The organism is uncultured Mycobacterium sp. (genome assembly GCF_964249325.1).
Classification (GTDB): Bacteria; Actinomycetota; Actinomycetes; order Mycobacteriales; family Mycobacteriaceae; genus Mycobacterium.
In genome coordinates this window covers 1-10,337 of record NZ_CAXUCH010000157.1, presented here as the reverse complement: position 1 = coordinate 10,337, position 10,337 = coordinate 1, and the positions used below count along the sequence as shown (strand labels likewise).

Annotated in this window: 7 protein-coding genes and 7 pseudogenes; 3 read left to right on the top strand and 11 right to left on the bottom strand. The window is 65.2% G+C overall.

Going from position 1 to position 10,337, the window contains the following annotated elements; genetic code table 11:
- The 5 genes and pseudogenes from ACFE99_RS17565 to ACFE99_RS17545 form a co-directional block, all read right to left on the bottom strand.
- A partial coding sequence (locus tag ACFE99_RS17565; protein ID WP_375487497.1) for a serine/threonine-protein kinase occupies nucleotides 1-936 on the bottom strand: 936 nt, incomplete at its 3' end.
- 201 nt (nucleotides 937-1,137) lie between these two features.
- The gene (gene pstS, locus ACFE99_RS17560) at nucleotides 1,138-2,274 is read right to left on the bottom strand and encodes a phosphate ABC transporter substrate-binding protein PstS (protein WP_375487495.1); all 1,137 of its coding nucleotides are present in this window, start codon (nucleotides 2,272-2,274) and stop codon (nucleotides 1,138-1,140) included.
- 163 nt (nucleotides 2,275-2,437) lie between these two features.
- Nucleotides 2,438-3,022: an NADPH-dependent FMN reductase gene (locus ACFE99_RS17555; protein WP_375487493.1), complete on the bottom strand. Its 585-nt coding sequence runs from the start codon at nucleotides 3,020-3,022 to the stop codon at nucleotides 2,438-2,440.
- 12 nt (nucleotides 3,023-3,034) lie between these two features.
- Nucleotides 3,035-3,284: pseudogene (locus ACFE99_RS17550) on the bottom strand (cyclase family protein); the annotation flags it as partial.
- Nucleotides 3,282-3,638, bottom strand: a pseudogene (locus ACFE99_RS17545) (3-alpha-hydroxysteroid dehydrogenase); the annotation flags it as partial. The pseudogenes ACFE99_RS17545 and ACFE99_RS17550, both read right to left, overlap by 3 nt.
- On the opposite strand from ACFE99_RS17545, the pseudogene ACFE99_RS17540 reads away from it, so the two are divergent.
- Nucleotides 3,631-3,963, top strand: a pseudogene (locus ACFE99_RS17540) (SDR family oxidoreductase); the annotation flags it as partial. The pseudogenes ACFE99_RS17545 and ACFE99_RS17540 sit on opposite strands and share 8 nt — an antisense overlap.
- A gap of 95 nt (nucleotides 3,964-4,058) precedes the next feature.
- Here the strand turns inward: ACFE99_RS17540 and ACFE99_RS17535 are convergent.
- The 3 pseudogenes from ACFE99_RS17535 to ACFE99_RS17525 all read right to left on the bottom strand — a co-directional run.
- A pseudogene (locus tag ACFE99_RS17535) lies at nucleotides 4,059-4,826 on the bottom strand (enoyl-CoA hydratase/isomerase family protein).
- Between the two features lie 138 nt (nucleotides 4,827-4,964).
- Nucleotides 4,965-5,675: pseudogene (locus ACFE99_RS17530) on the bottom strand (acyl-CoA dehydrogenase family protein); the annotation flags it as partial.
- Nucleotides 5,654-6,454: pseudogene (locus ACFE99_RS17525) on the bottom strand (class I adenylate-forming enzyme family protein); the annotation flags it as partial. The pseudogenes ACFE99_RS17525 and ACFE99_RS17530, both read right to left, overlap by 22 nt.
- Nucleotides 6,455-6,543: 89 nt before the next feature.
- On the opposite strand from ACFE99_RS17525, the gene ACFE99_RS17520 reads away from it, so the two are divergent.
- Nucleotides 6,544-7,557, top strand: a complete 1,014-nt coding sequence (locus ACFE99_RS17520) for a 2Fe-2S iron-sulfur cluster-binding protein (RefSeq protein ID WP_375487491.1) — start codon at nucleotides 6,544-6,546, stop codon at nucleotides 7,555-7,557.
- Between the two features lie 12 nt (nucleotides 7,558-7,569).
- Nucleotides 7,570-7,887, top strand: coding sequence for a hypothetical protein (locus tag ACFE99_RS17515; RefSeq protein ID WP_375487489.1), 318 nt, complete (start codon nucleotides 7,570-7,572; stop codon nucleotides 7,885-7,887).
- On the opposite strand, the gene ACFE99_RS17510 is transcribed toward ACFE99_RS17515, so the two are convergent.
- The 3 genes and pseudogenes from ACFE99_RS17510 to ACFE99_RS17500 form a co-directional block, all read right to left on the bottom strand.
- Nucleotides 7,884-8,906, bottom strand: coding sequence for a CaiB/BaiF CoA transferase family protein (locus tag ACFE99_RS17510; RefSeq protein WP_375487487.1), 1,023 nt, complete (start codon nucleotides 8,904-8,906; stop codon nucleotides 7,884-7,886). The two genes, ACFE99_RS17515 and ACFE99_RS17510, sit on opposite strands and share 4 nt — an antisense overlap.
- Nucleotides 8,903-9,858, bottom strand: a pseudogene (locus ACFE99_RS17505) (LLM class F420-dependent oxidoreductase). The gene ACFE99_RS17510 and the pseudogene ACFE99_RS17505 overlap by 4 nt, the downstream one beginning before the upstream one ends.
- Nucleotides 9,843-10,280, bottom strand: a complete 438-nt coding sequence (locus ACFE99_RS17500; protein WP_375487485.1) for a cobalamin-dependent protein — start codon at nucleotides 10,278-10,280, stop codon at nucleotides 9,843-9,845. The pseudogene ACFE99_RS17505 and the gene ACFE99_RS17500 overlap by 16 nt, the downstream one beginning before the upstream one ends.
- Nucleotides 10,281-10,337: the final 57 nt, after the last annotated feature.

Here is a 10,337-nt window from a genome sequence, read left to right as displayed (position 1 = left end):
GGCACGGGTCGTCCGGGGATCGGCTCCCACGGCGCGGGCCGGCCGGGTTTCTTCTTCGCTGTGCTGCAGAATCGTCGCGGCCTGGTGTTGCTCGGACGTCGTCAGCGCATCGTGGGCAGCCCGGGCGAATTCACCGGCGCTGCGATAACGCTCCCCCGGGTTTTTGGCCATTCCTTTGGCGATCACCTGGTCTAACGACGGTGGAACCTGCCCGGGTCGCAACTGGCTGGGCCGCGGCGGCGGTTGCATCAGATGCGAGGCGATCAACCGCTCCATGCTGTCCGTGGGATATGGAGGCGCCCCGGTCAAACATTCGTTCAACACGCAGGCCAGCGAATAGATATCGGCGCTGTGGGTGACCTCGTCCCCACTGAAGCGCTCGGGCGCCATGTAGTTGTAAGTGCCCACCGCGATCCCGGTTTGTGTCAGCGAGGGATCGGTAGCAGCGCGTGCGATACCGAAATCCACCAGATAGGCGAAGTCGTTGCCGGTGATCAAGATGTTTTCCGGTTTGACGTCTCGGTGCGTCACGCCGGCAGCATGCGCGGCGTCCAGCGCGGCGGCAACTTGGCTCACGATCGCAACCGCCCGTGCGGGGGGCATCGGACCCTCCCGCAACAAAACGTTGCGTAGCGAAATACCGTCGATCAGGCGCATTTCCACGTAGAACTGGCCGTCGATCTCTCCGTAGTCATGGATCGGCACCACATGGGGCTCGGTCAGCCGCCCTGCCGCGTCGGCCTCGCGTTGCAAGCGCGCCCGGAAGACCGGATTGCCCGAGAATTGGCCCGAGATCAGCTTCAATGCCACCACCCGGTGTTTGCGGGTGTCCTCGGCCACATAGACTTCGCCCATCCCGCCGCGGCCTAGCAGCCGCAGTAGTTGATAGGGCCCAAACCGCGATCCGACCCGCGAAAGCTGGGGGCCGCTCACCATCGATGCTCCCTTCCCCCGCCCAGCCGAGCGAGACGACCACAGCCGGCCGCACCTGCCGACCTCCACGCCGCCATTTCCAAACAGATGCTACTCGTCAACATGACAATTCCTTGGCGACTGAGGCCATCGCGAAATGGCTTTGCTCATAGGGAATTCTGAGCCATTTCATAAAATCCCATCTCGATTCCCGGACCACCTGTTTCACGCGATAGCATTCACGGCCGTTGCGAGTTTGTTTTTGAAGGAGTCCGGCAGCGGAATGTATCCATACTGGTCCAACCCGTCTTGGCCGGCGCCAATTGTGGCTTGCATAAACGCTTTTACACCCGCTCCAGTGGCGGAATCCGGATACCTGGAGCAGACGATCTCATACGTCGCCAGCACCAGCGGATAGGCGCCGGACTGCGTGGGCTTGTAGAACGACGTCGTGTCAAGTACCAAGTCATTGCCCTGTCCCTTGAACCGGGCTCCGTCGATCGTCTTGCGGACGGAGTCGGTCGTGATCGCCACCGGATCAGGGCCGGCCGACGTGATGATCTGGGCCATGCTCAACTGACGGCCCACCGCGTATGACCACTCGTTGTAGGTAATCGCCCCGTCGGTGTTCTTCACCGCAGCGGATGTGCCGTCATTGCCGTTGTACCCGTCGCCGACACCGCCGTTGAACACCTCGCCGATGCTCTTGCCCCACGCACCGTTGGATGCGGCATCGAGGTAATCCTGGAAGTTTGCTGTTGTGCCGGACTTGTCGCTGCGGAAAATCACGTGAATGGGCGTTGCCGGCAGGTTGGCGTCGCTGTTGAGCGCCTTGATCGCCGGGTCGTTCCACATCGTGATGCCGCCGTTGAAAATCTTCGCGGTGGTGGGACCGTCCAGGTTCAGCGTGCTCACGTCTTTGATGTTGTAGGTGATCGCGATCGGCCCGAACACCGCAGGCAAGTCCCACGCCGACGAACTGCATCGTGCCGCCGCCCTGTCGGGCTGACCCTTCGTCGGATCCAACGGCTTGTCGGAGCCCGCCAGATCGGTTTCGTTGCTGACAAACTCCTCCACCCCTTTGCCGGAGCCATTTGCCACGTAGTCCAGCGTGTAGCCGGGGCATGCCCGGATATAGGCGTAGACAAATTGTTCGACAGCGTGCACTTGCGCGGTCGATCCGCTGGCATGGAGTTTCTTCTTGCCGCCGCAGTTCACTGTTGTCGAACCGCCGTTGGATCCCGCCGACGACGTGTTTGCGTTGCTACTGCATCCCGACACCACCAGTGCGCAGGCTGCCAGAAGGCTCAGCGCGCGGGTCGCACGGACGCGGCGGCGCCCGGCGACGGAACGGTTGAACACACCGCGAATATACGGCGGTTCGAAGGTGAACGGAGCGTGAACGGCCGAGTGCGCCCTAACCGTTACTGATCGAGGAATTCGAGCAGCAGTTCGTTGACCGTGTTGGCCTTCTCGATTTGCGGCAGTGGCCGGCTCCCAGCCGTTTTGCGCAGATTGTCTGTACTCATGCCATCCCGCGGGCAGGAGGTGCAAACGTGACCAATTGCGTAGCGAGCAACTCAAGTTGGCTCTTGATCGTCATATCGGTCAATTCGCCGTTCTCATCCCAGATCCGGTCCGCGGAGTTAATCGCCACGCCGAGTGGAGTCGGCCAGGCACGCAGCGCGTGTCCGATGCTCCGCAGATGGTTCAGCGTGCCGACGGAGGCCTGCCACCCGTACGCACACGTGATGCAGCCCCAAGGCGTGTTGTCGAGATACACTCGCGGGTCCTCACGCAAGTCTTCGATGTAGTCCAGGGCGTTCTTGATCAGCCCCGACACACTGCCGTGGTATCCGGGTGAAGCCACCACGACAGCGTCGGCATCTCGAAGCGCGCGGACCAATTCGGCGGCCTTAGGAGTACGTTCCAACTCGTGCGGGCTGTACATCGGCAAATCGAGGTCCTTTCCGCAATACAGCTTGGTGCGTCCGGCCTGTCGCTCGACCGCCGCCAGGCAGTACCGCAGTGCCCGTTCGGTCGACGAGTTCGGCCGTAAGGTGCCACCAATCCCGACGACGAGCGGCGCTTGGGTCTTGCGTGCAGTCATGAAGGCACCTACTTACTTAATTGCGATCGAATTCACCGGGGAGCCCACGGCCCCAACGGCTCAGCGGTAGGCCGATGAGCTGGAATTCGTAGACACCGTCGGCGGCGCAGTCGTCGGCCAGCGCGGTGAGGTCCCAGCATTCGCCGAGCATCAACCCCATGTCGCGCAGACAGAGCATGTGCATCGGCAAAAGCGTGCCCTCGACCCGAGAGATCGACGCTTCGACCATGAGGTTGTCGGCTGCGACCGCCGCGAATTCGTACGCGGTCCGCAGCCGATCGAGGATCGGGGTGTCGGTCATGCCCGGCCCGGTGCAGTTGATGCGAATGCCTTTGCGCCCAATGACACGGTGTTCTTCATCGTGTAGAGGATGATCGCCTCTTTCGACAACCGATAGCCCCCATCGTCCAGTGCATCGGGATGAGCGCGACACCAATCTATCGCCTCGGCAATCGTCTGCGCATGGAGCAGGCCGGCCAGCTCCTCCTGGTGCTACCGGCAGGAGGCGGCCGCGAGCGAGGACGGCGCGGTCGATCGACGCAGGGTCGGTGAGGCCAAGCGCGTGAAATTCGGCGATCTCGAAAGTGGGCTGGCGCATGTCCAGTCCGACCACATCGATCGCGGCCTACGAGGGACAGATCGGTCAGCTGCCCTACGCCGCGGCCAAAGGCGGAGTCGTCGGCATGACCCTGGTGGCAGCACGTGATCTGTCGCCGCTGGGCATCCGCGTGGTGACGATCGCCCCCGGCACCTTCCTGACGCCCGCCTATGGCCAGGCCGGCGACCAGTTTGAGGCGTACTGGGGCCCACAGGTGCCCTTCCCCAAGCGAATGGGCCGACCAGCGGAGTACGCGGCGTTTGTGCAGAGCGTCATCGAAAACGACTACCTCACCGGCGAAGTCGTCCGCCTCGACGGCGCGTTGCGATTCCCACCTAAGTAGCGCCCGCGCGCCCGTCGAGCGTGACCGTAGCGTCACGCTGGCCGCCGATCGTGACTGCAGCGTCACGCTCGACGAGGGTGCCTAACGCGCGAACGTCAGTTCTTTCCGGCGGTCACCTTGGCGACGATCGAGCGGAAGTCCTCGGTCTGGAAGGACTGGTTCTCCGCCGTCAGTGCGAAGTCGAGCGTGGCCAGCACCGCCCGCTCGAGGTGCACGTTGAGTACCCGCTTGGTGTTCTCGACGGCTTGCTGGGGCAGTTCCATGATCCGCTTGGCGGCGGCCACCGCCTCCGCCAGCGGATCGGCGACCACATGGTTGGCCAGCCCGAGTTCCACTGCCCGCACCGCGGGAATCCGCGCACCGGTCAAGGCGTATTCCTTGGCCAGCAGCAAACTGATGTGCAGCGGCCAGGTGATCGGTCCGCCGTCCGCGGCCACCAGCCCCACCTGCACGTGCGGATCGGCGAGATAGGCCTCCTCGGCGATGTAGACGATGTCGCTGAGTGCCACCAGGCTGCAGCCCAGTCCCACAGCGGGCCCATTGACCGCCGCCACCACCGGGATTCGGCAGCGAGCCATGCCCAGCACGATCTCGCGGCCGTGCGCAATGGTCTTGGCGCGCAGGTCGGCGTCCTGGGCCAGCTCGGCCAAATAGTGAAAGTCGCCACCCGCCGAGAAAGCGCGGCCGCTGCCGGTGAGCACCGCGGCTCGAGCCGTGCGGTCGTCGCTGAGCCGCGGCTACAGCTGCGCCAGCCCGGTGTGCAGGCTGTCGTTGACCGCTTTGAGCGCATCCGGGCGATGCAACGTGATGATGCGCAGCGGCCCGTCGGCTTGGACGTCGATTTCCTCCGGCATGTCGTACACGTCAGACTCCTTCGATGGTCGTGACCCGCTTCACCCGGGCTTCGCCCGCGTTCGCGATCACTCCTACTTCGATGGTCGTGACCCGCTTCACCCGGGCTTCGCCCGCGTTCGCGATCACTCCTACAATCCCAAGATGCGTCAGGCGATGATGTTCTTCTGGATCTGCGAGGTGCCGCCCATGACGCTTTGGGCGCGGCTGTATAGGTAGGCGCTCAACAAATCGGGGTCACGGGTTCCGCCGACCGCCAGCGCGGCGTGGCCGACCGACTGCTCGACCCAGGTCATCAGCAGCTTGTCCAGCGATCCTTCCGGTCCGTGCCGTACGCCGTCGAGCTGTTCGGACAGCCGCCGCCGCACGTGATGAGTCAGCATCTCGGTTTGCACTGCGGCCCAGGCGAGTTCGTCAGACGCGGGACCGTCGCTGCGCGCAGCGAGTTGCCGTACGAGCTTGCCGTATCGGGCGGCATATCCGAGCGTGGACGGTTCGCGTTCGTGTCCGACCACGGTCATGGCCAGCGCCCAGCCTTCACCGGGAGCGCCGATCAGCTGGTCGCTGGGCACCGTCGCACCGTCGAAGAACACTTGCCCGAACTCGCTGGTGACGCCGTTCATCATCCGCAGCGGACGTTGTTGCACGCCAGGCTGTTTCATCGAGATGATGAATGCCGAGATGCCTTTGTGCCGCGGGGCGTCCGGGTCGGTGCGGGCCAGCAGCAGGCACCAGTCGGCGACGTCGGAGTAGCTGGTCCAGATCTTGTGTCCGTGCACCACATAGCTGTCCCCGTCGCGGGTCGCGGTGGTCTTCAGCGACGCCAGATCTGAACCGGCGCCGGGCTCGCTGAAGCCTTGGTGCGCCGGGTGACGGTTTCGGCGACGCTCGGGCTGACCGGCGTTGCGCCCCAGATGATGAACCGCAGCGACGACAGGTCATAGGATTCCGGCCGCGGGTGCGACGCGATGGCCAGTGCTATTGGCGCAACGGCCATTTCGACGGTGATGCGGTCGGCTTCGATGTGGTGCAGCATCGCCTCGACGTCGAAGCGGCGATGCAGCCGCAGCCATATACCCGTTTCGATCGCGGTGACCATGTTGAGCAAACCCAGGATGTGTGACGGCGGGGTGGCGCTTTGGATTCGGTCGCGCGGCGTCAATTGCAGGGCTTCGCGCCAGTGCCCGACCGCGGCGCGCAGCGAGGCATGGGTGTGGCGGACGGCTTTGGGCAGGCCGGTGGTGCCGGAGCTGAACACCAACACCGCGTCGGCATCCGGAGGCGACGGGCGGTCGGGGACATCACTCGCCGTGATCGGCTCGTCGAGATGCAGCATCGGCATCAGCTCGGCCAGCACCGGATGGTCTCCGACCGCGTGGGCGGGCTGCGTCGGCGCCAGCGCGTGCTCGACTTCGGCGCGCTTCCAGGCGGGGCTGATCAGCACCACCGCCGCGCCTAACCGCCAGATGGCACGCAGCCCGGCCACGAACTCCGGCCGGTTAGACGCCATCAACGCGACGCGCTGACCCGCCGTCACACCGCGTTTGGCGAGGAAAGCCGCCAGACCGCCGGCCAGTATGTCGAGCTGCGGCAGGCTGTAGCGCCGTTCCTCGTACACGAGCGCCGCCGGCGCGGTCACGGTTTCCGCCATCACGTTGAGATGATCCTATCGTTTTGAGAGAATAGTATTCTCTATATCGAAGAACGCAAGATGCGGAGGGTGCGGCCATGGCGGAACTGCATGTGTTCCAACAGGCGACGGTGACCCGGGTGATCAAGGAAACCGCCGACACCCGCAGCTTCGTGCTAGCTCCCCACCAGCAACCATTCCCCTATCGCGCCGGGCAATACTGCACGTTCCGCGTGCATGTCGACGGCGAGGAGCTGTACCGGTCGGATTCGATGTCCAGCGCGCCCGAGACCGATCCCGAGCTGATGACCACCGTCAAGCGGGTGCCAGGTGGCAAGGTGTCCAACTGCCTGGTCGACAGCGTGGCTGAAGGCGATGAACTGACCATGACCAGAGCCGCCGGGACCTTCTGCTTGCAGCCGACCTCGGTGCCGTTGCTGGCCTTCGCCGGCGGCAGCGGCGTCACTCCGATTGGGTCGCTGATTAAAAGCGCATTCGCCACGACCGACCGCTCGATACGGGTGCTGTGCGCCGACCGCGACCGGGAATCGGTGATCTTCGAGGCGGTGCTGGACGAGCTCGTGGTGCGGTATCCGGGCCGGCTGACGGTGATGCGCCATATCGACGTCGAGCAGGGGTTGATCGACGCGGATGCCCTCCGGGAGTTCGTCGGCTCGGACGTTGACGCCGACAACTATGTGTGCGGCCCGGGAGGGTTCATGGCCGTGGTGCGCTCGGCGCTGTCTGGGCCGGGACGGGTCTTCGTCGAGGATTTCGATCTCGCGCCGACGATCAAGCCCCAGCCTTCGGAGCCGGCGCCGGACGCCGGCACCGAGGCGCAGGGGACGGTGACGATTTTCCTCGAGCGCAAGAAGGCATCGGTGCCGCGGGTCCCCGGGGAGACCTTGCTGGAGACCGCGCGACGGGCAGGTCTGACGCCACCGTTCAGCTGCGAGCAGGGTAACTGTGGCACGTGCATGGCCCTGCTCACCGAAGGCCGTGCGACCATACGGAACAACGAAGCGCTCGACAACGACGAGGTGGACGAGGGCTACATTCTGACCTGCCAGTCCGTGCCGGACACACCGTCGGTCACGGTGCGCTACGAGTAAGAGGCGGTGACGATGCCCAGAGGCGTCCTTCATGTCGAGAGTCGACCCAGCTCACCGGATCGCGTTGCGGAGTACAACTCCTGGTACGACGACATCCATCTGCCCCAGCTGCTCTCGCTCGACGGATTCGTGGCGGCCCGGCGGCTGCGACCGGTCGCCGACGACGGACCCTATGTCGCGCTCTACGAGATCGAGGGCGACGACCTGCAGGCGATCCTCGACAACATGCTTGCCCATGCGGGCGAGTTGCAGCTCTCCGACGCGCTGCAGTTGGACCCGCCGCCGACGATGCGGCTACTCGAGCTAACGACCGAGCGTCGGGGCCGTTAGGCGAGTTCCGGCGGCGGCCGGTACTCCGGCTGGTACCCGGCGATGCGGACCGGGCTGCCGACGAGACGGAAATCCCCTGCGGCAACGACCAAGTCGGGCGTGGCGTTCAGCGCTTCGGGCAGCGTGCGGACGGCCGCGGCGGGTACCCCGAGCGGTCGCAGCCGTGCTTCCCAATTGGCGGCGGTATCGTTGGCCAGCGCGGCGCTGACCACGGCCAGTACCTCGTCTCGCCGGGCCACCCGTTCCACCATGGTTTCAAACCCGTCGATGTCGGCTTCGGCGGCAAAAGATTTCCAGAACCCGTCATGGGTGACGAACAGCGCCAGATACCCAGCTGCAGTCGGAAACATCTGCGCCGGAACGTAATACGAATGTGCGCCGAAGGGCCGGCGTTGCGGTTCGACGCCGTCGTTGAGGTAGGCCGATGCGTGATAGTTGAGTTGGGAGAGCATCACGTCGCGCAGTGACACGTCCACCTGGCCGCCCCGGCCCGATGTGATTTGCGCGAGCAGTCCAAGTGCTGCGGCCAACCCGGTGGAGTTGTCGGCCGAGGAGTAGCCGGGCAGGGTCGGCGGTCCGTCGGGCTCGCCGGTGAGCGCCGCCACGCCCGTGGTCGCTTGGATGACATAGTCGAACGCGGGCTCATCACCGCCGTCTAGCCCGAACCCGGTGATCGCCACACACACGATCCGTTCGTTGAAGCGGCGCAGCGCGTCGTAGGTCAGCCCCAGCCTGCGGATCGCCGATGGTTTCAGATTCACCAGCAGCGCATGGGATTGCGCGACGAGCTCGCCTAACTTGGCTTGGGCCTCTTGCGACTTCAGGTCCAGACAGATGCTGCTCTTGTTGCGGTTGAGGCTGGCGAAGTAGCTGTCGGAAACCTGGCGGGAAATCTCCCCGCCGGGCGGCTCGATTTTGATGACCTCTGAACCGAGGTCGGCCAGCAGCATCGTGGCATACGGCCCGGCCAGCATAGTGCCGACCTCGAGGATCCGGATTCCCGCCAGTGGTGCCGTCATCGCACTTCGGCGCCGAGCGCCGCGATAAGTTCCCTCGTGCGGCGTTTGGAGGCCACGAGCTCGTCGCGGTTGTTGCCGACCGGCAGCAACCACACGGACAGATCGGTCACCCCGGCGTCGGCGAAGCGACGGAACCGCGCCAAGATGGCCTCCTCGTCGCCGGCCGCGCACAGGTCGCCGACGTCACGGGCGTCGCCGTAATCCAGCAGCCGCTGATAGTTCGGCGAGACTTCCGCCTCGCCCAGGATCGGGTTGGCGCGCTCACGGGCAGCGTCGACTTCGCTTGGTGCGCAAAGGCATACAGGTATGCCGGCGACGATGCGCGGAGCCGGGCGGCCCGCATTCTCGGCGGCCTTGGTGATCCGCGGGACCACGTGCTCGGCGCACGCGCGTTCATCGGCCATCCACAACACGGTACCGTCGGCGCGCTCCCCCGCCAGCGCAAGCATCACCGGTCCGAGCGCGGCGACGATCCCGGCAGCGGCGCCACTGGGGCGAGATCCAGCGGGTTATGCACGGTGAAGGTCTCGTTCTCGACGTCCACCGGGCCGGGGTCGCGGAAGGCGACGGCGAGCACCTCCAGGTAGTCGCGGGTGAACGCGGCCGGCCGTTCGCAGGGCAAGCCGAGCATGTCGCGAATGATCCAGTGATGCGACGGCCCGACTCCGAGGGCCAGCCTGCCGCCGGCGGCGGCATGTACTGACAACGCCTGACGCGCCAACACAATCGGATGCTGCGCCTGCAACGGCACCACAGCGGTACCGAGTTCGATTCGCGTCGTCCGGGTAGCCATCAGCGCGACCGCTGTCAGCGCGTCGAAGTCGTTGGGCACCTGCGGTATCCACGCGGTGTCCATGCCGGCGGCCTCGGCCCACTCGATGTCGTCAAGCAGTTTGGTGACCTTGCGCGCGGCATCGCCGCGCTCGGCACCGATCATCACTCCGAGGCGCACTGTTCCACTGTTCCTTTCAGGTCAGGTGGGGGGTTGCTGCCGGTCAGCTTGCGGATCTCGCGCACCAGGACGTCCAGGGGCGTCCCGGTGGGAAAGACCGCCGCAGCACCGACATCCAGCAGCTTGGGCACGTCGGACTCGGGAATCGTGCCGCCGACGACGACGGCGATGTCGGCGGCGTCCGCGGCCCGTAGCGCTTCGATGGTGCGGGCCGTCAGCGCCAAGTGGGCACCCGACAGGATGCTCAAACCCACCAGTGCCACGTCTTCCTGCACCGCGATCGAGGCGATGTCTTCGATGCGCTGCCGGATGCCGGTGTAGATCACCTCGAAACCCGCGTCACGCAACCTGCGGGCGACGATCTTGGCGCCGCGGTCGTGGCCGTCGAGTCCGGGTTTGGCGACCAGAATCCGGACTGCCATCTAAAACACCTATTGGTGCACAGTGTTAGGGCCGGGTGGCTTCGACGGGAGCCGATC

Coding starts and splice junctions, on each gene's coding strand:
- ACFE99_RS17555 (WP_375487493.1), bottom strand. CDS start 3,022: ATGACTGCACGCAAGACCCAAGCGCCGCTCGTCGTCGGGATTGGTGGC.
- ACFE99_RS17520 (WP_375487491.1), top strand. CDS start 6,544: ATGGCGGAACTGCATGTGTTCCAACAGGCGACGGTGACCCGGGTGATC.
- ACFE99_RS17515 (WP_375487489.1), top strand. CDS start 7,570: ATGCCCAGAGGCGTCCTTCATGTCGAGAGTCGACCCAGCTCACCGGAT.
- ACFE99_RS17510 (WP_375487487.1), bottom strand. CDS start 8,906: ATGACGGCACCACTGGCGGGAATCCGGATCCTCGAGGTCGGCACTATG.
- ACFE99_RS17500 (WP_375487485.1), bottom strand. CDS start 10,280: ATGGCAGTCCGGATTCTGGTCGCCAAACCCGGACTCGACGGCCACGAC.